Annotated in this window: 22 protein-coding genes and 1 pseudogene; 14 read left to right on the top strand and 9 right to left on the bottom strand. The window is 45.4% G+C overall.

Annotated elements, in window-relative coordinates:
* Positions 1-26: 26 nt before the first annotated feature.
* From A3IE_RS0103545 to A3IE_RS0103520, 6 genes are all read left to right on the top strand, one after another.
* Positions 27-356 carry a (2Fe-2S) ferredoxin domain-containing protein gene (locus A3IE_RS0103545; RefSeq protein ID WP_020394211.1) on the top strand — a complete coding sequence of 110 codons (330 nt, stop codon included), beginning with the start codon at positions 27-29 and terminating at the stop codon, positions 354-356.
* Positions 353-1,222, top strand: coding sequence for a 4-hydroxybenzoate octaprenyltransferase (gene ubiA, locus A3IE_RS0103540; protein ID WP_020394210.1), 870 nt, complete (start codon positions 353-355; stop codon positions 1,220-1,222). The genes A3IE_RS0103545 and ubiA overlap by 4 nt, the downstream gene beginning before the upstream one ends.
* Before the next feature lie 61 nt (positions 1,223-1,283).
* Positions 1,284-1,799, top strand: a complete 516-nt coding sequence (fabA, locus tag A3IE_RS0103535) for a 3-hydroxyacyl-[acyl-carrier-protein] dehydratase FabA (protein WP_026154760.1) — start codon at positions 1,284-1,286, stop codon at positions 1,797-1,799.
* A gap of 4 nt (positions 1,800-1,803) precedes the next feature.
* A complete protein-coding gene (locus A3IE_RS0103530) occupies positions 1,804-2,529 on the top strand; it encodes an SIMPL domain-containing protein (protein ID WP_020394208.1) in 726 nt (241 codons plus the stop codon).
* A gap of 111 nt (positions 2,530-2,640) precedes the next feature.
* Entirely contained in the window at positions 2,641-2,883 is a 243-nt protein-coding gene (locus tag A3IE_RS0103525; protein ID WP_020394207.1) for a type B 50S ribosomal protein L31, read from the top strand.
* Positions 2,884-3,016: 133 nt separating this feature from the next.
* Complete coding sequence (locus A3IE_RS0103520; protein WP_020394206.1) at positions 3,017-4,270, top strand: malic enzyme-like NAD(P)-binding protein; 1,254 nt, start codon at positions 3,017-3,019, stop codon at positions 4,268-4,270.
* Here A3IE_RS0103520 and A3IE_RS0103515 read toward each other — a convergent pair whose 3' ends face one another.
* The 4 genes from A3IE_RS0103515 to hemC are packed head-to-tail and all read right to left on the bottom strand — an operon-like array spanning position 4,271 to position 8,335.
* On the bottom strand, positions 4,271-5,539 hold the full coding sequence (locus tag A3IE_RS0103515) for a heme biosynthesis HemY N-terminal domain-containing protein (RefSeq protein WP_020394205.1): 1,269 nt from the start codon (positions 5,537-5,539) through the stop codon (positions 4,271-4,273). It lies immediately after the preceding gene.
* The gene (locus A3IE_RS0103510; RefSeq protein ID WP_020394204.1) at positions 5,536-6,642 is read right to left on the bottom strand and encodes a uroporphyrinogen-III C-methyltransferase; all 1,107 of its coding nucleotides are present in this window, start codon (positions 6,640-6,642) and stop codon (positions 5,536-5,538) included. The genes A3IE_RS0103515 and A3IE_RS0103510 overlap by 4 nt, the downstream gene beginning before the upstream one ends.
* Positions 6,643-6,645: 3 nt before the next feature.
* Complete coding sequence (locus A3IE_RS0103505) at positions 6,646-7,413, bottom strand: uroporphyrinogen-III synthase (RefSeq protein WP_020394203.1); 768 nt, start codon at positions 7,411-7,413, stop codon at positions 6,646-6,648.
* Positions 7,406-8,335, bottom strand: a complete 930-nt coding sequence (hemC, locus tag A3IE_RS0103500; protein ID WP_020394202.1) for a hydroxymethylbilane synthase — start codon at positions 8,333-8,335, stop codon at positions 7,406-7,408. Before hemC ends, A3IE_RS0103505 begins: the two co-directional genes overlap by 8 nt.
* 209 nt (positions 8,336-8,544) lie before the next feature.
* Here hemC and folE2 point away from each other — a divergent pair, with 209 nt between their 5' ends.
* Positions 8,545-9,531 carry a GTP cyclohydrolase FolE2 gene (gene folE2, locus A3IE_RS0103495; protein ID WP_020394201.1) on the top strand — a complete coding sequence of 329 codons (987 nt, stop codon included), beginning with the start codon at positions 8,545-8,547 and terminating at the stop codon, positions 9,529-9,531.
* Positions 9,532-9,588: 57 nt separating this feature from the next.
* On the opposite strand, the gene A3IE_RS0103490 is transcribed toward folE2, so the two are convergent.
* Positions 9,589-10,266 (bottom strand): SDR family oxidoreductase, encoded by a 678-nt coding sequence (locus A3IE_RS0103490; protein WP_020394200.1) that lies wholly within the window; start codon positions 10,264-10,266, stop codon positions 9,589-9,591.
* Positions 10,267-10,494: 228 nt separating this feature from the next.
* Between A3IE_RS0103490 and A3IE_RS0103485 the strand changes: the two genes are divergently transcribed.
* Together A3IE_RS0103485 and A3IE_RS0103480 are read left to right on the top strand one after the other, a co-directional pair.
* Entirely contained in the window at positions 10,495-10,674 is a 180-nt protein-coding gene (locus A3IE_RS0103485; protein WP_020394199.1) for a hypothetical protein, read from the top strand.
* Between the two features lie 10 nt (positions 10,675-10,684).
* A complete protein-coding gene (locus A3IE_RS0103480) occupies positions 10,685-10,876 on the top strand; it encodes a hypothetical protein (protein ID WP_020394198.1) in 192 nt (63 codons plus the stop codon).
* Between the two features lie 125 nt (positions 10,877-11,001).
* Here A3IE_RS0103480 and A3IE_RS0103475 read toward each other — a convergent pair whose 3' ends face one another.
* A complete protein-coding gene (locus A3IE_RS0103475; protein ID WP_020394197.1) occupies positions 11,002-12,489 on the bottom strand; it encodes a nucleobase:cation symporter-2 family protein in 1,488 nt (495 codons plus the stop codon).
* Positions 12,490-12,795: 306 nt separating this feature from the next.
* Here A3IE_RS0103475 and A3IE_RS0103470 point away from each other — a divergent pair, with 306 nt between their 5' ends.
* The 5 genes from A3IE_RS0103470 to ureC are packed head-to-tail and all read left to right on the top strand — an operon-like array spanning position 12,796 to position 16,171.
* Positions 12,796-13,017 carry a hypothetical protein gene (locus A3IE_RS0103470; RefSeq protein WP_020394196.1) on the top strand — a complete coding sequence of 74 codons (222 nt, stop codon included), beginning with the start codon at positions 12,796-12,798 and terminating at the stop codon, positions 13,015-13,017.
* Positions 13,010-13,843, top strand: coding sequence for an urease accessory protein UreD (locus tag A3IE_RS0103465; protein ID WP_020394195.1), 834 nt, complete (start codon positions 13,010-13,012; stop codon positions 13,841-13,843). The genes A3IE_RS0103470 and A3IE_RS0103465 overlap by 8 nt, the downstream gene beginning before the upstream one ends.
* A gap of 8 nt (positions 13,844-13,851) precedes the next feature.
* Complete coding sequence (gene ureA, locus A3IE_RS0103460) at positions 13,852-14,154, top strand: urease subunit gamma (protein ID WP_020394194.1); 303 nt, start codon at positions 13,852-13,854, stop codon at positions 14,152-14,154.
* 11 nt (positions 14,155-14,165) lie between these two features.
* Positions 14,166-14,474, top strand: coding sequence for an urease subunit beta (locus A3IE_RS0103455; protein WP_020394193.1), 309 nt, complete (start codon positions 14,166-14,168; stop codon positions 14,472-14,474).
* Positions 14,471-16,171, top strand: a complete 1,701-nt coding sequence (ureC, locus tag A3IE_RS0103450) for an urease subunit alpha (protein WP_020394192.1) — start codon at positions 14,471-14,473, stop codon at positions 16,169-16,171. The genes A3IE_RS0103455 and ureC overlap by 4 nt, the downstream gene beginning before the upstream one ends.
* A 70-nt stretch (positions 16,172-16,241) precedes the next feature.
* Here the strand turns inward: ureC and A3IE_RS21845 are convergent, their stop codons facing one another.
* From A3IE_RS21845 to A3IE_RS0103435, 3 genes and pseudogenes are all read right to left on the bottom strand, one after another.
* Entirely contained in the window at positions 16,242-17,336 is a 1,095-nt protein-coding gene (locus A3IE_RS21845; RefSeq protein ID WP_020394191.1) for an HNH endonuclease, read from the bottom strand.
* A pseudogene (locus A3IE_RS21590) lies at positions 17,329-18,894 on the bottom strand (ATP-binding protein). Before A3IE_RS21590 ends, A3IE_RS21845 begins: the two are co-directional and overlap by 8 nt.
* Positions 18,895-19,095: 201 nt before the next feature.
* Positions 19,096-19,878 (bottom strand): nucleotidyltransferase domain-containing protein, encoded by a 783-nt coding sequence (locus A3IE_RS0103435; protein ID WP_020394188.1) that lies wholly within the window; start codon positions 19,876-19,878, stop codon positions 19,096-19,098.
* Positions 19,879-19,892 lie beyond the last annotated feature (14 nt).

Raw genomic sequence — 19,892 nt, 5'->3', positions numbered from 1 at the left:
ATACTAACTCTAATCAGAGGCCAGCCATGTCTTTTTATAAATACCATGTATTTTTCTGTACCAATAAACGCGAAAATGGCGAGAAAAGCTGTGAAGATTTTAATTCCGCAGCAATGCGTGATTACGCAAAACAACGTTGTAAAAGCTTAGGTTTGCATAAAGAAAATCAAGTTCGGATTAATACCGCAGGCTGTTTGAATCGCTGTGAATTAGGTCCTGTGATGGTGGTTTACCCCGAAGATACTTGGTATACATGGGTCGATGAAGCGGATATTGATGAAATTATTGATAGCCATTTGCTCAAAGGGCAACCAGTTGAGCGTTTGATGTTAGACCCTGATAACAAAGCCAAATGACGTTACGCGAACGCTTATTTCACTACAGTCGCCTGATACGCCTAGATCGGCCTATTGGATCTTATCTATTACTTTGGCCAACTTATTGGGCGATGCTGATCGCTGCCAAAGGTTGGACAGGTTGGAAAATTTGGCTGATTTTTACGGCTGGCGTATTTGTGATGCGCTCGGCGGGTTGTGCAATTAATGACTTTGCGGATCGTAAAGTAGATGGTTTAGTCGAGCGCACTAAACAGCGCCCTTTAGCCAGCGGCATCATTAGCGCGAAAGAAGCCTTAGGCGTATTCGCTGTCTTAATAGTCATTGCCTTATTGCTAGTGTTGCAGCTCAACGCCTTAACGATTGGTTTTTCTTTAGGTGCTGTTTTTTTAGCGGCAAGTTATCCCTTCCTTAAGCGCTTTACCCATCTACCACAATTCTATTTAGGCATCGCCTTTTCATGGGGTATTCCCATGGCTTTTACCGCGATTACCAACGACTGGCCGCCTTTAGTGGCTTGGGTATTGCTGCTGGCTAATTTAACGTGGACTACTGCTTACGACACGATGTACGGCATGTGTGATCGTGAGGATGATGTGCTGATTGGCGTCAAATCTACCGCGATTTTATTTGGTCAATATGATCGGCTTATGGTCGCGATTCTGCAAATTATAACCTTGCTGCTTTGGGCATGGGTTGGGGTTCTAGCGGATTTATGTCTTGGCTTTTGGTCGAGTTTAGTCATTGCCAGCGGTTTCTTTATGTATCAGCACCACTTAATTCGCCATCGTGATCGTTGGAAAAGTTTGCAAGCTTTTTTGAACAATAACTGGGTTGGATTGGTCTTATTTATAGGAATTGCGCTGGACTATGTTTGGCTATGCTAGTGTGTAGGGATTAATTTCCGCTACAATCCGGCTTTCATTTTTTAGACAACCGAGCTTTAACATGTCCAGACAATCCAGCTTTAACCGCGATGAGCTTTTGCAATGTGGCCACGGCCAAATGTTTGGCCCCGGCAATGCACAACTACCAACCCCTAATATGTTGATGATGGATCGCATTCTATTAATCAATGACACTGGTGGTGAGCATGGTAAAGGTGAAATCCATGCTGAGTTGGATATAAGACCTGATCTTTGGTTTTTTGACTGCCATTTTCCGGGTGATCCGGTCATGCCGGGCTGTTTAGGTTTGGATGCTATGTGGCAGATGGTGGGGTTTTATCTGGCTTGGTTAGGTAATCCGGGGCATGGACGTGCACTCGGCGTAGGAGAAGTAAAATTTTTCGGACAGGTATTGCCCACTGCTAAAAAAGTGACTTATCACATTCAACTAAAACGTGTGATTACACGTAGATTAGTCATGGGCATAGCCGACGGTAACCTTGAGGTCGATGGCCGTGAAATTTATACTGCTAAAGATCTGAGGGTTGGTTTATTTACCAATACATCAAGTTTTTAAATATATGAATAAAAAATTATTAAATCGCAGTTTGTTAGCGGGTGTTGTGGCACTGAGCACTCTGTTTTTATCCACCTATGCCTTAGCAGGTGATACGTTGTCCTACGACCGTGTTGCGTTTAATGTGGCCGCTGATAAAGATGTGGAAAATGACGTGTTAAGTGCCGTATTAACTGCGACACAAACGGGACAAGATACAGCCAAGTTAGCCGATGAAGTGAATAAGGCGATTACTTGGGCTATGGAGATTGCGCAGAAAGAAACAGCGGTGGAGCGCCGTACCTTGGCTTATACTACCAGTCCTGTTTATAGCGATGGTAAAGTAGATGGTTGGCAGGTTGCGCAAAGTATTGAATTAAAAAGTAAAGACAGTAAAGCGCTCAGTACACTGTTAAGCCAGTTACAGGAGCGCTTAAAGGTCGACTCGATTTCCTACAGTATTTCGACCGCAGTGCGCAAATCAACTGAAGAGCAGCTCATTACTGAAGCGATTGCCAATTTCAAAACGCGTGCTACCCAAGTGCAGCAGGCAATGCAGCGTGCCGAATATCGTGTAGTACGGATGGATATTCAGACAGGATCTGAAATGCCACAACCGATGATGATGGCAGCGAATGTATCGTCAGATGGCGGCTCTTATTCTGCTCGCAGTGCGCCACCTAGTTTAGAAGCAGGCAAGCAGAAAGTACGTGTCGTGATCATGGCGGAAATTGAGCTTTCTTTGAAATAAATCGCGAAGTCGCTTGACAAATAATAATAGTCGTTGCTACTTGGCGGCGACTTTTGTTATGATGGCGCCCTTTTTTACACCCATCCGATTACAGTTTGAGGACGTGCGGCCATGAAGCCCGATATTCATCCAAATTATAGAGAAGTTGTGTTTCAGGACATGACCAGTGGTTACACTTTCTTGACCCGCTCTACTGTCGATACTCGTGAAACGACTGAGTTTGAAGGCAAGACTTATCCTTTATTGAAAGTGGAGATTTCTAGCCAATCTCACCCTTTTTACACCGGTAAGCAATCAGTCAATACGACAGCAGGCCAAATCGACAAATTCAAGCGTCGTTTTGCACGCGGTTAAATGGTTTGATGGAATACAAACTATCTCCGATTGGAGATATAGTTTGCAAATTTCATAGAAAAAGCGCCCACAAGTGGCGCTTTTTTGTTTATGATGATTTATCAAAGATCATCTACAGGGAGGAGCGACGTTCGTGACCCAAATTACTAAAGAATTCATCCAAAAATTACGCGAGAATGCCTTGCGCTATCATGCTGAGCCTACCCCCGGCAAGATCGCTATGCAAATTACCAAGCCGACTGAAACGCAAGCTGACCTATCCTTAGCTTATACTCCTGGTGTGGCCGCCCCTGTATTAGAAATCCATAAAGATTTAGATAATGCCTATAAATATACCAGCAAAGGTAATTTAGTGGCGGTCATTACCGATGGCTCTGCGGTATTAGGCTTAGGCAATGTCGGTGCCTTGGCAGGCAAGCCGGTCATGGAAGGCAAGGGCGTTTTATTCAAGCGCTTTGCGGATATTGATGTATTTGATATTGAAATAGCCACGCAAGACACGGAAGAGTTTATTACAGTCGTTAAAAATATCGGTGCAACCTTTGGTGGCATTAATCTTGAAGATATTGCTGCGCCACGTTGTTTTGAAATTGAGCGTCGTTTGCAGGAACTATTGGATATTCCGGTATTCCACGATGACCAGCATGGTACAGCGGTTATTATTGCAGCGGGCTTATTAAATGCTTTGGAATTACAAGGTAAAACCTTAGAGACTGCCAAGATTGTTTGTTTAGGTGCTGGTGCAGCGGCGATTGCCTCGATGAATCTCTTAGGCGCTTTGGGCGCTAAAAAAGAAAATCTGTATATGATCGACCGCCAAGGTATTATTCATACCCAACGCGATGATCTGAATGATTTTAAACGGGCTTATGCCGTTGAAACTGATAAACGCACCTTAGCGGACGCTTGTGAGGGTGCTGATGTGTTTATTGGTTTATCTGGCCCGAATCTGCTAACGCCGGATATGCTCAAAACCATGGCTACAAATCCCATCGTATTTGCCTTGTCTAATCCTGATCCAGAAATTGCCCATGATGTCGCTATTCAAACGCGCTCTGATTTAGTGATGGCAACAGGCCGTAGCGATTATCCCAATCAAATTAATAATGTGCTCGGTTTCCCCTATTTATTCCGTGGTGCATTAGATGTGCGAGCTTCCCGCATTAATACTGAAATGATGATGGCAGCAGTCAAAACTTTAGCGGCCTTGGCGCGTGAGCCAGTACCACAAGCGGTATTAGATGCTTATAAGTTATCGCATTTGGAATTTGGTAAGGATTATTTCATCCCTAAACCACTCGACCCACGTTTGCGTGAGTTAGTGCCGGTTGCAGTATCGCAAGCAGCACTAGATAGCGGTGTTGCGCGTTTACCAATGCCTGCGTAATTAGAATAAAGGAACAGGGACTGGATTCGGTCCCTGTTTCTTTTTTGGGCGCTGTGAGGCTAATAATGTTAAGCGTTCGGCCTTGCCCAAAATACAATAGCGCAAACCTAAACGATAACAATATTCCGCATTTTCTTTTTCACCCATGGTTTCCAATAGCTCGGCTAGTTCCAAATAGCCTTCACGATTTGGCTCTTGATTGAGGCTAGCTTCATAATAGGATTTGGATACGCCCCATAATTTTTGCTGCTTATGTAGGCGTGCTAATAATAGTAAGTTATTAGGATTAGTGGGTTGTTGGGTTAGCCATTTCTCGGCTTGTTGAATAGCCGTATTCAAATTGGAATGATTTAAGCGCCCATAAAGCTCAGCCAACTCAGGATGCCATGTTTTTTGCTGTGTGGTTTGGATAAATTGAGCCGCCTGCTCATGAGAGCCTGCTTGATATAAGGCTTTGGCAAATAGGCTGATAGCCTCTGGTTGTTCACGAATAGACTGCGGCAGTTGTTTCCAGAGTGCTTGCAGTTTTTCCGGTTGTTTCAGGTCTGTATATTTATTAAATAGACCCTGTAACGTAGCTGTTTTTACTTTGCCCATGGTATCAGTATTTAATAAGTTTGCTTTTTGCAAGTCAGGCAATAGATTAAGTAAGGCTTCCCAGTTTTCTTGCTTATATAAAACTTTGGCGAGTAGCTTTAATACATAATTATTTTTAGGTGCTGTTTTGCGTAAACTCACCAAAGTCGCATTGGCCTGTTCTAATTGATTGGCGGCCAATTGCATTTCTGCTTGAGCCACGGCTACCGCACTATGTGCTTTGGGATCCGTTTGTAGGGCTTTCTTTAATAAGGCATCGCGGCGTGCGGGCGCTTGGCGCATATGTGCGGCACGTGCGGCGGCTAAGTAATTTAATAGTGGTGCTTCACTTTGGTTAGCGTGGCTAGTGAGCGATTTTTCAGCTTCTAACCATTGGCCTTCTGTGAGTTGAATTAAACCTTGGTTGAGGCTGCGTTTAGCTTTGTTATAGGCACGACGCGAACGAAAATGTTGCACCTTTTTGCCAATACCGGTGAGCTGTAATAGCAGCGTAAAGGCGAGATAAAACACCACGCAAGCGAGTAATACATAAAGAATCAGTGTAGCTGTCTTCATGCGTATGCTGCTTAATCCCCAAGTAATCAAGGTGATACCCGGTTGTTGCATGACTTGATTCATCAGCCACACAAAGCCTAGGCTCACTAAGACCAACACGACCACAAAGCGGCTCATGGTTGCTCTCCTTGAACGGGTGGTAGGCTGAGGGCACTTTGGAGCTGCTTAGCGCTACCAGATATGTCTGGCAGTTGAGGCGTCAAATTAATGGCGTCCAAGCTATCTAGTGCTTGTAGCCAGGGTTGAGTCAGGGCGCTGGGGTAGTAGGCGCTTAGGGTGTCACGAATGAGTGCAATTTGCGCATGATAAGCTTCATTTTGCTGTTGTAATGCCAAAAGACGCAGATTTTCAAGGCGCAATTGTAAGAGTTGGGTGATTTGCGTCTGCGTTTGCTCATCCAAGACCTGTTTAATGGGTTGATCTAAGCGGGTGACGACGACAGTATCAGTCCATAACTCATAGGCCTTGTTTTTGATACTTTGCCAAAAGGATGTTGTTGCAGGAGTCGTGGTAGCCGCCACTTCTATGTGCGGTATAGGGACGGTTTGGAATGCCTTAGCCAATTGTGAAATTTGCTGGGAAATATCACTAATAGTAGCGTGCTGAAGTTGTTCTAAGGCGCCTATTTCACGGCGAATTTGTTGACGCACGGGTAATAAGCTCACCGAACCTAATTGTTCTAAGCGTTCATCGGCTTGGCGCAATACCTGAATAGCTAAGCTAGGTTGGCGGGTAATATGCAGTTCACGATTCGCAATATTAAGCAAATAGATAACCTCTTCTAATTTCCACTCTTCGGATGACAAAGGTGGTGCATAATTTTGGAGGCGCTCTTGAAGATTGCTAATTTGGGTGGCTTGTTGCGTGACCGTTTGGGCAAATTGACGCGTTTCTTGATTAAGCTGCGTCATGGTTTTTAGATCTTGTTGAATCGTGGCTTGGGTATTATTAATCGCAGCATCCAATTCAGTACGTAAGCGATTAATACCGGCGTCGGTTTTAGTAGTAAGTTGTGCCGCCAATTCCTCAATTGCCGCACTATTCGCCTTGGCTTTATCATTCATCCGCTGCCAATGGCGATAACCTGTCGCAATCCCCGCTACCGTAAAAAATAAGGCTAAGAAGGCGATGAATAGCGCAAAACCTGCACCACGCGATTTAGGGCGTGCTGTGCTTGCAAGGTGTTTAGAAGTTGTGATGGATTCTGATTTATCAATCATTTGTTATAGTCCTTGCCAGCGCATTAAAGCAGCCACCATCGCCGCATCGCTGGGATTTTCCGCCATGATCCAATGCTTAAAACCTAATGCCTGAGCCTCCACGGCCGTGCGCTGGCTGCCAAGGAGTAGAGGAATGTGCTGCCATGCTTTGGTAGTGCTGCTCAATGCGCGATGCAATGTGTGTAAGCCCTCACTACTGGTGAGTGCAATTATATCAAGCGCTAAAGATTGGTGGAGTTGTTTCAGTCTTTCTAGCGCATCGGGGGGGCAAAAACGCTTATACACATTTGCATAAGCGACGTGTGCGCCACGCTGTTTTAATTGTTCCGCTAATAATTCGCGCCCACCTAAACCACGCACAATTAAAATCTGTTGATGACTTAAGTTTTGTACCGCAGGTAAGGCTAGGAAATCTTCGCTGGTAAAGCCTTTATCGGCTACCAATTGCACGTTTATCTGATGCTGTTGCAACGCCATGGCGGTCGCTTGGCCAATGGCGCCAATTTGAGCTTGATTTAATAAGGCTTTTGGCAAAACTGTTAAGCCTTGTTCAACCGCATTGGCGCTAATGAAAATAATAAGCTGATACGCTTTGGGGGCTTGGAGTTTTCGTACTAAATCCGCGTTGAGTGCAAGCGCTTCGATGGCGATAAGAGGAATGAGATGTGCTTGTGCGCCAGCTTGTTCAATTAGCTTCTGAAATGCACCCGCTTGATGGGCAGGGCGCGTAACCAGAATGTGTAAGCCTTGTAGGGGTTTTGCTTCAAGCATGTAAGCCCAAAGTTTTTAGAATGTCAGCGCCACCTTGTTTTAAAAGCTCTTCGGCAACCGCCTGACCCAAGGCTTCGGGATCTTGTACTGAACCGAGTTTTTCACTCCTAAAAACCGTCGAGCCATCAGGAAAACCCAATAAGCCGCGCATACGGATTTGCTCACCTTGTAATTCGGCAAAACCTGCTACTGGCACCTGACAACCACCATTTAAGCGTTGATTCATTGCCCGTTCGGTGCGAACACGTAATGCCGTTTCTGGATGATTCAGCGGCGCCAGTAATGCATTGACGCGCTCATCATTGATACGGCATTCAATGCCAATCGCCCCTTGGCCACAAGCGGGTAAGCTTTGTTCTGGCGCTAAGAATGCCGTGATGCGTGCCCCGAAATCCATGCGTAATAAACCAGCCGCAGCCAAAATAATCGCGTCATAATCGCCTTGGTATAGTTTGGCGAGACGGGTATTAATATTGCCGCGTAAGTCTTTGGTTTGAAGATGCGGATAGCGCGCTAATAATTGGGTTTGGCGGCGTAAGCTACACGTTCCGACAATAGCCCCTTGTGGTAGGGCATCCAGTGATGGATAGGTATTGGAGACAAAAGCATCACGCGGGTCTTCACGTTCCATAATCACCGCTAGATGTAAGCCCTCTGGAAACTCCATCGGTACATCTTTCATGGAATGCACCGCAATATCCGCAGCCCCTTCGAGCATTCCCACTTCTAATTCTTTAACAAATAAACCTTTGCCGCCAATTTTGGAAAGAGGACTATCTAAAATTTTATCGCCACGTGTGGTCATGCCGACCAATTCCACAGATAGGTTTGGGTGAAAAGCACGTAAAGAGCGAGCAACATATTCAGCCTGCCACATGGCAAGTGGGCTAGTACGAGTGGCGATGCGCAGGGTATTGGTCATGCGTAAAATCTATGAGTTTTCGACGAACGTGTGGCACTTTACGGTAAATAGACGGTAAGTGCTAGAGACTAACGCCAGAACTTGGAGATAAGCAGGCGATTTATCGGGCTTATACTACATCTGTCTAACGGGTAAATTGCTGGCGAGTATTGATTTTTGTTAGTTTATCCGCATTTACAGCCAAAGAATTTTGTTTCAGGAGTAATCCCATGAGTGTAAGCCAAGCCTGCCAGCAATTGCCGTGCGCCACGACTGCGCTGCCGGATATTGCCAAACAACCGCATGCAGGCCCGAAAGGCAGCTTGAATTGGGTTGGAATGAGTCAAATTGAATTGCCGATTCTGGTTCCAAACTCCACCGGTGGCAGCATTCAAACCTTAGCCAGTGTGCAAGCTTATGTGAATCTGATTGACCCCAACAGCAAGGGCATTCATATGTCACGCCTATATTTAGCGCTGGAAAATATGTTGGGCATGCATGAATTGACACCGGAAACCTTGCGTACAGTGATTAACCAATTTGTGCAATCGCATGAGGGGTTAAGCAATGCTGCGTATTTAGAATGCCGTTTTAATTATTTTGAGAAACGTAAGGCTTTATTGAGCGACAACGCCGGTTGGAAGAATTATCCGGTTCGAGTGATAGCGCAATTGCGCGAAGGGCATTTTGAAACGGAAGTACAGGTGGAAGTGCCTTATTCTTCTACGTGTCCTTGTTCTGCTGCTTTAGCACGCCAGTTAATTCAAGAAGGTTTCCGCGATGCCTTCGGTAGTGCAGGGCAGGTGAGTGCAGACAGTGTATTGGATTGGCTGGGAACCACTCAAGGTATTAGTGCCACACCGCATAGCCAACGTAGTGTGGCGCAGGTGAAAGTGAAGTTATCGGAAAAGATTCGCCAATTACCGCTCATGAGCATTATTGATCGGATTGAAAATGCACTACAAACGCCGGTGCAAACAGCCGTTAAACGTGAGGATGAGCAAGAGTTTGCGCGCTTGAATGCTGCTAATCTGATGTTCTGTGAAGATGCGGCACGCCGTTTGAAACTGGCCATGAGTGAAGATATTTCGGTACGTGATTTCTGGATTCGCGTCAATCACATGGAAAGCTTACATGCACATGACGCGGTCGCGATAGTAGTAAAAGGCGTTGAGGGTGGGTATCGTGATGATCCACGTGATTATATGCGCGCCTAGTCCCATCTTAAGCCACGTGAGTAGTGTGTTCGCTACTCACGGTCGTAATACTGGTCTTTATTTAATCGCCCAACCGCCAGCCACTGGAAATACCTGTCCGACAAAACAATTGGCCGCATCCGAACATAGATAAGCAGCAAATGTCGTGTCTTCACGTGCCGCTACTAAGCGTCCTAGAGGAACTTCGCGTTGCAAGCGTTCTTGAAAGCGTGGGTTAGTTTGGACTTCCGCTGGGAAATAAGTGGGATTATCGACAAAGTTTTGCGCGATAGCATTGACTTGAATATTGAAGGGCGCCACTTCCACGCCTAATGCTTGCACATAAGCTAATTGCGCGCCGCGTGCTGCGCTGTAAGTAGAGGCTCGTTTCATACCCCTTAATGCGGAAGCACTCCCCATCACTAAAATCTTACCTGAGCGTCGCGCTTGCATCGCGGGTAAGATAGCGCGACATAAACGAGGGAGGGGATTTACGAGGCTAGCAAAGACGGTGTCCCATTCTTCATCGCTAACTTGCTCAGCTACCGTGCTGGGGGCAGCTAAAGCAAGATTGGCGACTAAGACATCGATTCTACCCACACCCGCAATCAGTTGAGCGGGGGCAGTGGCGTCGATAAGCGAGTCTTCACTAGCGATAACATCCGCGCCATATTCAGTAAGCACTTCACACAAGGCAGGCCCCATAAAGGCATTAGCTTGGGTGACTAAAATACGTTTGCCGACTAGATTAATCATAGCAACCCTCTTGATCTTTCGATGACAACGCTTGATCGTGCTTAGTTTACTAAATTACTGGGTAGAAAGAGAGTGCTAGTGGGTGTTGAGCTAATAACTGCAGCCGTTGAAAAGAAAATGGCTCAATGGTTTAAAATAGTTGAGTTAAGTTTTGTTTGACCACAGTAGTCATTAGCCTTTAGTAGGAGTCATGTTTGTAAAAAATTATTGAATAGTGAGGTTTGATTAATGAGGTTTCTAAAAGTTTTTTTCTTCATGTTGGCTCTAGGCTTTAGTATGCAGAGTTTTGCCGATAATAAAAATAAAGTACAACAAGAGACTCAAAAAGCTCAAGCAGAGGCCGAGCGCGAAGCACAGAAATTTCAAGCGGAACAAGAGCGGGGGTCTCAAAAAATAATAGAAGAATGAGGAGCGTGAAATGCGTAAATCGAAAGAGGAACAAGAGCGCGAAACACGGAAGGCACAGGAGGAGCAGGAGCGTGAAATGCAAAAATTACAGAGGGAGCAAGAACGTGAAGCAGCTAAAAACAATAGAGAACAAGAGCGTGCAGTGAAACATAAACACCGTAAAAATCAGCCAATAAAAAAGCATAAAAATATTGAATCTTAAGCTCAATTTCTTTGGCATTAAGACTTAATGGATTTTATTTTTAATTTGGCCGACTTGAATTGATCAACATGAACTAAGGCCATAAAAGATGCGCCTTTAAAACGCATCTTTGATTAGCAAAAGCTTCAAACATGGCTATCTGTTTGGGCACTAGCTCGTATCGCGGCGCTGTTGTCTGTTTGAGTGCCATTAAAAAATAAGTTTAATAATAAGGCGCTAAATGAGGTGAGTAGAATACCAGAGTCAACCAAGGGATGAATGCCGTGTGGCATCCATTGTTTGAAATGGGGCGCGACTAAGGGAATCATGCCTATACCCATCGAAATGGCAATGATCATGGCATTATGGCGGTTAGTTTTGAAGTCAACATTCGATAAAATACGAATACCGGTGGCAGCTACCATACCAAACATCACTAAGCCTGCACCCCCCAGCACCACGGTTGGTAAAGCCTCTACTAAGGCCGCCATTTTAGGCAATAGTCCTAAAAGCACCAAAATAATTCCACCTGCAACACAAACAAAACGACTACGTACCCCTGTGACAGCCACTAGGCCGACGTTTTGTGAAAAGCTGGTATAGGGGAAGGTATTGAAAATGCCACCGATTAAAGTACCTAAACCATCGGTGCGTAGGCCACGCGCAAGACGTTGTTGATCAATAGGTGTATTGGTCATCTCACCCAGCGCTAAAAACATGCCAGTGGATTCAATCATGACCACAATCATTACTAGGGTCATGGTCAAAATCATAATCGCGTCAAATTGTGGCATACCAAATTGAAAGGGTAAAACCAAGCCCAGCCAAGGTGCAGCTGCGACTTTATCAAAATGCATCATGCCTAGGCTTGCGGTGACAAGACCGCCAATAATAATGCCTAATAAAACCGCAATATTGGCTAAAAAACCTTTGGCGAAACGTGAAATCAAGAGAATCGCTAGTAATACCAAGGATGCTATACCGAGATTAATAAGCGAAGCATATTTGGGATTAGGCATAGAGGGTGCGAGGCTTATATTGGCTGGTGCTGGTGGTATATTGCCCCCTGTGGTAGCGGCGGCTTTGGCGGCTTCTAGCCATTGCGTGTGTTCGGGATTGACCAAAGTGGGGGCGGTGGGGCCGACAGGGTTGCCAAAAATCCAATTGATCCCAATACGCATGAGTGTAATGCCGATAACGGTGATAATAGTGCCAGTCACTATTGGTGGAAAGAAGCGTAATAGGCGGCTTACCAGCGGTGCAATGAGCATCGAGATAATACCTGCGCCAATAATCGAACCGAAGATTAACTGTGCACCTTGTGTGCCACTGTGCACTTTAGCGATGCTTAACATAGGGGCAACAGCAGCAAAGGTGACGCCCATCATGACCGGTAATTGGATGCCGAACCATTGGGTCATGCCGAACGATTGGATCAAGGTCACGATGCCGCATACGAATAAATCAGCGGAAATCAATAAGGAAATTTGTTCGGGCGATAACTGTAAAGCGCGACCAATAATTAAGGGTACGGCGACTGCGCCTGCATACATGATTAGTACATGCTGCAATCCTAAGGTCGCTAATTTGGCAGTCGGTAAGCGTTCATCAACAGGAGAGATAGCGTTACTCATTAAGACACTCCTAAGCAATTACGAAGTAGGAGAAAAGGTCGGGAATGCAAGATTATCCGCGAACGCTTTAGGCACAAGCCTCGTGCGGCGCTAGCATAGTCTGACCATTTGAAGCCAAGGACTTTGGGGAATCAATGACTTAATTCAGCATAGTTCAATTGAATAAACTTATGCAAAACCTTTGCCAGTGCGCACTTTGGCAAACCTATGCCTCTTCATAAACGCATTGTCAGAAAATTGGCACAAAATCTGCTTCGATAAGCCTTAACAGCCATGATTAAGCTTGTTGCTTAAGGAGTTTATCGAATGTTCAAAAGCTTTCTTTGGGTTCTCACTAGCGTGCTATTAAGCATCGCACCTCGTGTTTATGCGCATACCGGCTTATGGGCACATTCTGAAACCAGCCATGAGCTAAGTCATTGGGTGATGCATGGACTCATGGTGGTGCCGGTCATTATTGGTGCATGGATGCTCGCCACTTGGATTAGTAAGGTTTTAGAGCGGCGGGCTGAGCAGCGCCGTGATTAAAGCCTTACCTTCAGGCGAATCTGGCTGGCAAGCCGAACTAAGACTTGAGTTCACGCAGCGCTCCAATAAAACAGTCTTAGCTAAACGTCACCAACGTGGCCCTTTAGCCATCCAGCGCCCTTTTTATCCTGAAGCGGGGGTTTGCCATGCTTATGTGTTGCATCCACCAGGGGGCGTAGTGGGTGGGGATGCGTTGCATCTGCATTTTAAGGTTGAGCCGCATGCTCATGCTTTATTAACGACGCCGGGGGCTAGCAAATTTTATCGCTCGGCTGGTTTGCAAGCCGCGCAGCATCAGCAGTTTCATGTCAACGACGCTTGTTTGGAGTGGTTACCACAAGAAACGATTTTTTTCCCCAATGCACAAGCCGTATTAACGAGCACGATCCATTTGCAAGGTTCAGCACAGTACATCGGTTGGGAAGTGTATTGCTTGGGACGTCCCGTTATTGGGGAGACATTCCAACCAGGGAAAGTTGTGTTTAAAACCGCTTTGTACCGTGATGCTAAGCCTTTGTTATTGGATCGCTTGGTAGTGAATGGCGAGCGCGATTTATTCAGTGCAGCGGGTTTGCGTGGGCAGCCTGTGTTTGCAACTTTGTTAGCGACGCCCGTTTCTCCGGAGCTACTGGAAACGGTGCAACCTTTTTGTGAAGGAGTCGCACTTGGCACCGCTGGGGTCACGCTATTGAATGGTGTATTAATCGTGCGTTATTTGGGCAATAGCACAGCGCAAGCACATCGTTTATTCCGCACGATTTGGCAAGCAATTCGACCCGCGGTCAACGGTCACGTAGCCACGGCACCGCGCATCTGGAATACCTAGGAGGCTATATGGAACTCACCCCTCGCGAGAAAGATAAATTACTCCTTTTTACTGCTGGCTTATTGGCAGAACGGCGCAAAGCCCGTGGGCTAAAACTGAATTATCCTGAAGCAATTGCCTATATTAGTTGCGCAATTATGGAAGGCGCACGCGATGGCAAGTCCGTGGCGGAAATGATGGATTACGGGCGTAGCTTACTGACGCGTGATGATGTGATGGAGGGGATTCCTGAGATGATTCACGAAGTACAGATTGAAGCGACATTTCCTGATGGTACCAAACTCGTCACGGTACACGATCCCATTGTGTAAGGAGTAAAGCCATGATCCCCGGACAATTATTCCCCGCTGAGGGCGAGATCGAACTTAATGTAGGGCGCGATACGGTGACCTTGAAGGTTGCGAATACCGGTGACCGCCCGATTCAGGTTGGCTCGCATTACCATTTTTTTGAAACCAATAACGCTTTGCAGTTTGAGCGCGCCAAAGCATGTGGCTTCCGCCTCAATATTCCCGCCGGAACTGCCGTCAGGTTCGAGCCGGGGCAAACTCGCGAAGTGGAATTGGTAGCCTTTGCTGGCACACGCGAAGTCTACGGTTTCCAAGGCAAAATCATGGGGAAATTAGCATGAAAATCAGCCGACAAGCCTATGCCGAAATGTACGGCGTAACCACTGGCGACCGTGTGCGTTTGGGCGATACCGCACTCATTATCCAAGTCGAATACGATCACACCGTTTATGGCGATGAGGTCAAGTTCGGCGGCGGCAAAGTGATTCGTGACGGCATGGGGCAATGCCAGCGTAATGATGCGGAAGTGGTCGACGTGGTGATTACTAATGCGTTGATTTTGGATCATTGGGGGATTGTTAAAGCCGATATTGGTATTAAACACGGGCGTATTGTCGGCATTGGAAAAGCGGGCAATCCTGATACACAAGCGGGTGTGACGATTTTAGTGGGCGCGGGTACAGAAGCGATTGCAGGCGAAGGGCATATTATCACCGCAGGCGGGATTGATTCGCATATTCACTTTATTTGCCCGCAGCAAATCGAAGAGGCTTTAATGTCGGGTGTTACCACCATGATCGGCGGGGGGACGGGGCCAGCGACAGGCACAAATGCCACCACTTGCACCCCTGGCATTTGGAATATGCACCGTATGTTGGAAGCAGCCGATAGCTTCCCCATGAATCTAGGTTTCTTAGGCAAGGGTAATGCTAGTTTGCCTGAGCCTTTGCGTGAACAAGTGCGTGCAGGTGCGATCGGTTTAAAGCTACACGAGGACTGGGGAACGACTCCTGCGGCGATTGATAATTGTTTAAGCGTGGCGGATGAGCTGGATGTACAGGTTGCCATTCATACCGATACCTTGAATGAATCGGGCTTTGTGGAAGATACGCTTGCCGCCATCAAAGGGCGTGTGATTCACACTTATCATACTGAAGGCGCAGGCGGTGGGCATGCCCCTGATATTATTAAAGCAGCAGGCTTGCCGAATATTTTACCGTCTTCAACCAATCCTACTCGCCCTTATACCATTAATACCGTGGATGAGCATTTGGATATGCTCATGGTCTGCCATCATTTATCATCCTCGATACCCGAAGATGTTGCCTTCGCGGAAAGTCGTATCCGCCGTGAAACCATTGCCGCCGAAGATATTTTGCACGATCTTGGCGCATTTTCGATGATTTCATCGGATTCGCAAGCGATGGGGCGTGTGGGTGAAGTCATTATCCGTACGTGGCAAACCGCGCATAAAATGAAAGTGCAGCGCGGTAGTTTGGCCTCCGATCCTGCCAGTCACGATAATTTCCGCGCCAAACGCTATGTGGCGAAATACACCATTAACCCCGCGATTACCCACGGCATCGCGCACGAAATCGGCTCGGTCGAAGTAGGCAAACTCGCGGATTTGGTCTTGTGGAAACCTGCTTTTTTCGGGGCAAAACCTAGTCTTATCCTTAAAGGTGGGATGATTATCGCCGCGCCTATGGGCGATCCAAATGCGTCGATTCCCACCACACAACCGGTGCATTACCGCAAAATGTTCGGCGCATTCGGCAAAGCTTGTCACGCCACCACCATGACTTTCCTTTCCCAAGCCGCGTTTAGCGCAGGTGTGCATCAGCAATTGGGGCTGCAAAGCCAAATCGGTGTGGTGAAAAATTGCCGCACGATTAGCAAGGCCAGCATGATTCACAACGATTATCAGCCGGTGATTGAAGTCGATTCACAGACTTATCAGGTGAGGGCCGATGGGGAGTTGTTGGTATGTGAGCCAGCAACAGAATTACCATTAGCGCAGCGGTATTTTTTGTTTTAAGGTTTAGCGTTATTGAGTTAAATGCAGATCATGTTTTATAGACAGCTAATGTCTTCTTTTCGACAGTTTGTTAGTCTAGATTACGAAGGTCTGTGGTATCTCTATTACTTTTGCCAATATTGCAAATATTACAAAGGGTTTGGAGGTTTTCGAGCTTATCAGAGCCACCGTGCGAACGAGGAATAATGTGATCAACATGAAGTATTGCTCCATCGTGAGAGCGCCGACCACAAGCCACACATTTCCAGTGATCACGTTGAAATATCTGCCAACGTAATGCGGGCATGACACGAGCCTTGGATTCAGCCGATTTAACCGCATCGAAGATAGTTGTACTTTGTTCCGTTGAATTGCTTATTGCCTCCATGCCATCTAAATGCTGTTGCAGCCAATGAGATAACTTGACAATCAACTCATCAAGCCGATCAGCTGAGCCTTGGGATATTTGCAGGTAAGAATCATATACTGGGAAGAAACAGACAAAATTATGGACTACTTCTACCAAGCTCGATCCTAAAACAGGCAGAGGATAATCAAACCCAACGAAGTGGTTGTCATAAAGTTGATGCTGGATACGAAATTCATATTGATCAAATAGGGAAGCCATCAGCGGCAAAGTATCTGAGCAGATTACACTAGGTCTCATACGAGCCTCAAAACATAAAGGATTGATTTTATGTTCGTTCTCAATATGGAAACGAAGTAATTTTTCCGAGGTTGGGACATCCAATCCTTTTAGCCAACCATTTTCTAAAAATGTGCAAATGCCTTTATGATGAAGCATAAAAGCAAAACGAAATGGTAGGATTTGAACAGGTTTGCCATCCTTACGCGCTAGGCCAAACCATTTTTTCTTGCGCTGTCCACCTATGCCAACAAATGCATTTTCATACTTGATCTGAAGCTCGTGCTCGCGTTTCTGCCGAAAATTTGGATAGGCACTAATGATGGAGTCATCAAGCACCTCTACATTGTAAATCTTGCGGATAAGAGAAATCGCGACATTCATCACTATACGCAAACGTGGTAAAATAGAGTGTTTGAGCGCATCCGCTCGTAAATGGGCATCCTCAACAAGGAACAGATTTGCATCTTGCTGATCGAAAGCAATACCTGAAAGGGTTTGAATGTGTTTTGGCCAAGTCCAACCTGACACTTTAAACACTGCTTTGCTCCACCACAAACCCCACAATATTCCGACTGTCCTTACTAAACTCTACGCCAATCAAATGAATCGGCTGTTTGAGTGTCGCATATTTTTCCGCATAGCCTTTAGCTTTAATCTGCAGCAAAGCCTTGCCTTCAGGTACTAACTCCACCACTTTAAATTCAAATAAATACACTTGCTGGTTAAATAGCAAAGTCATATCAATCCGACCTAAATTAGTACAGTCTTCCACCGTGACATTTAAGCCCAGTGAGGCAAAGTAGGAATAAAACACACTGGCGTAATAACCTTCATACTGTTGAATCTCATTATTGGAATACCAGTGAAAGGGAATGCTAGCGAAGAAGCTGTGAAATAATTGTTTTAAGCCATCAAAATCATTCACTTCCAATAAATGATATAACTGAACCGTTTGCAAAGTCTGTTTAGCCTTATCTTACACTAAGGCAGAGAGCAAACGAGTATTTAAGCTTTGGGCAATTTCACGATTGGGATAGCCCAGTGTATAAAAGAATTGTCCACCAATATTCTCTTGCTTTTTAATCGTGAGATAACCTGTTTGGAATAATAAGGCTTCGGTATCAATATGCTCCACATCAAAGCTGGATAACATATCACTGCTGCTGAACATATTCTCTAAACGTAAACTAGGAATTTGTCGCTTAAATAGCAGATCAATCAGAAAAATTGGCGTGCCTGTTTCAAACCAGTAGTTATCAAATAAGCGCGTATCAAACAGCAATAATACATCAAAAGGATTATAAACCCCTTCGCCTAACCAATGATACCCATTATACCAAGCGCGAATTTCATCCCGATCTAAGCCCGTCAGTTCAGGCACAAACACCGTATCAATGTCCTGATCGGTATAACCGCAAATCGTGGCATAACGCGCATCAAGGGTAATATCTTTTAAATTATTCAAACCTGAAAATAGACTCACTTTGGAGAACTTACTCACACCTGTTAAAAAGCTAAATTTAATGTGGGCGTCATAGTCCTTAATCGTGCCGTAAAAGCCACGCAAGAAATCACGATTGGCTTTGGCAACTTCGGGGTTGAGTAGAGCATCTAAAATGGGCTTGTCGTATTCATCGATCAGAACGACTACTGTTTTCTTGAATTGCTGTTCAAGATGTAAGATCAAACTTTTAAAGCGACCTGCGCAAGTTGTGCCATCAGCAGTAAAATGGTACTGCTTTTCCAATGCTGTCAGTTGCTCTTTTAAATCTGCTTCTAAATAACCCTGTTGGCTGTAATTATTTCCACCAAAACTAAAACGCAATACAGGGTATTTGACCGACCAGTCCCATTGCGTCTTAGCCGCCAAGCCTTTGAATAAAGACTCATTGCCTTCAAACAGTTCTTTCAAAGTATCCAAAAACAGACTTTTACCAAAGCGGCGCGGACGAGAAAGAAAGTAATGTTTACCCTCTTTCGATAACTTGACCGCTAAAGCAGTCTTATCCACATAGTAGTAATTCCCTTCACGTATTTGGCTAAGGGTTTGTATACCAATCGGAAGTTTTTTACGGTCTGCTGAAGCTTGAATCATTGTGCTGGCGTGTTGTTTGGCGATGCATTGAGTGTAGCATGGATTGGTGAGGCACATGGCAAGCACTAGCCTCTTAAGAAAGTAGTGTCGCCTTGCTTTCTTATCAAAGTTTCTCAGCCGAAAGTTTGATGTAATGGTTTCCAGTGCTGATACAAAAAAGCCTTATATGGCTCAGTGGCTACGTTTGCCTAGAATATGGTTCTACTGTTGCCTCAATACCTCATGAAACAAGCTATTAAGCAGTGGCATCTTGTTTACACTCGAACTTGGGTGTTCACCATACTTTTCCACCTGCGCCAGTTCGCTTTCTATAAACGCGTTTATCTCGCTAACCGGTGCAGAAAACTCTTTTTCTAAGCTTTGCTTCTTTCTTTCCAGTAAATGCTCTATCTGAGCATTCAGCGTTTGATTATCAGCGAGGAGTGTACGCAATTTAGCAAATTCAATCGGTGCGGGTGCTTGGTATTGCTCAAGCCACCTAATAGAGAGCAGGGGTCTCAGTGCATAAAAATACTTTTTCAAATGAACCTGATCAGCTTTTAAATGCGTGCGATAAGTTGTTTTAGCCATGCTGCGATAATGATAAATGCCCTTCTCAATCGAATAGATTGCAGGCATTAGCTTCCTTGCTTGCTGAGCAAAACTTCCATTTTCTACATAGACAATAGGAGATTGTAACCATTCTATAAAAGCTGGATTCGACTTGTTAAAAAGCCGCAATGCCTTTCTCACATCCCAACCATTAATATCAATATCGTCCACGATGTCATATTCGATAACATCTCTTTTTTCTTCTAAATCGACGGCTACATACCAATCTTTGGGGTGAGCATAAATGAACCTGACATCATAATCGCTATTAGGCGATGCAAATCCCCATGCACGACTACCTGATTCAATAGCATACAATACCTTAACGCCATGTTCTGTTTCCGCTGCCTGAAGTCTTCTTAGAATTTCAGTTTTAATGTTTTCGTCAATCAACGTTATGCTCCTGT

It is taken from the genome of Thiolinea disciformis DSM 14473 (genome assembly GCF_000371925.1).
Classification (GTDB): domain Bacteria; phylum Pseudomonadota; class Gammaproteobacteria; order Thiotrichales; family Thiotrichaceae; genus Thiolinea; species Thiolinea disciformis.
This window is presented reverse-complemented; position numbering and strand designations above follow the sequence as displayed.

Excerpts from the sequence above, each read along its gene's own strand:
- A3IE_RS0103530 (WP_020394208.1), top strand. The coding sequence starts at position 1,804 with ATGAATAAAAAATTATTAAATCGCAGTTTGTTAGCGGGTGTTGTGGCA.
- A3IE_RS0103505 (WP_020394203.1), bottom strand. The coding sequence starts at position 7,413 with ATGCTTGAAGCAAAACCCCTACAAGGCTTACACATTCTGGTTACGCGC.
- ureA (WP_020394194.1), top strand. The coding sequence starts at position 13,852 with ATGGAACTCACCCCTCGCGAGAAAGATAAATTACTCCTTTTTACTGCT.
- A3IE_RS0103470 (WP_020394196.1), top strand. The coding sequence starts at position 12,796 with ATGTTCAAAAGCTTTCTTTGGGTTCTCACTAGCGTGCTATTAAGCATC.
- A3IE_RS0103475 (WP_020394197.1), bottom strand. The coding sequence starts at position 12,489 with ATGAGTAACGCTATCTCTCCTGTTGATGAACGCTTACCGACTGCCAAA.
- A3IE_RS0103525 (WP_020394207.1), top strand. The coding sequence starts at position 2,641 with ATGAAGCCCGATATTCATCCAAATTATAGAGAAGTTGTGTTTCAGGAC.
- A3IE_RS0103545 (WP_020394211.1), top strand. The coding sequence starts at position 27 with ATGTCTTTTTATAAATACCATGTATTTTTCTGTACCAATAAACGCGAA.
- A3IE_RS0103490 (WP_020394200.1), bottom strand. The coding sequence starts at position 10,266 with ATGATTAATCTAGTCGGCAAACGTATTTTAGTCACCCAAGCTAATGCC.
- ureC (WP_020394192.1), top strand. The coding sequence starts at position 14,471 with ATGAAAATCAGCCGACAAGCCTATGCCGAAATGTACGGCGTAACCACT.
- fabA (WP_026154760.1), top strand. The coding sequence starts at position 1,284 with ATGTCCAGACAATCCAGCTTTAACCGCGATGAGCTTTTGCAATGTGGC.
- hemC (WP_020394202.1), bottom strand. The coding sequence starts at position 8,335 with ATGACCAATACCCTGCGCATCGCCACTCGTACTAGCCCACTTGCCATG.
- A3IE_RS0103515 (WP_020394205.1), bottom strand. The coding sequence starts at position 5,539 with ATGAGCCGCTTTGTGGTCGTGTTGGTCTTAGTGAGCCTAGGCTTTGTG.
- A3IE_RS0103455 (WP_020394193.1), top strand. The coding sequence starts at position 14,166 with ATGATCCCCGGACAATTATTCCCCGCTGAGGGCGAGATCGAACTTAAT.
- A3IE_RS0103480 (WP_020394198.1), top strand. The coding sequence starts at position 10,685 with ATGCGTAAATCGAAAGAGGAACAAGAGCGCGAAACACGGAAGGCACAG.
- folE2 (WP_020394201.1), top strand. The coding sequence starts at position 8,545 with ATGAGTGTAAGCCAAGCCTGCCAGCAATTGCCGTGCGCCACGACTGCG.
- ubiA (WP_020394210.1), top strand. The coding sequence starts at position 353 with ATGACGTTACGCGAACGCTTATTTCACTACAGTCGCCTGATACGCCTA.
- A3IE_RS0103485 (WP_020394199.1), top strand. The coding sequence starts at position 10,495 with ATGAGGTTTCTAAAAGTTTTTTTCTTCATGTTGGCTCTAGGCTTTAGT.
- A3IE_RS0103510 (WP_020394204.1), bottom strand. The coding sequence starts at position 6,642 with ATGATTGATAAATCAGAATCCATCACAACTTCTAAACACCTTGCAAGC.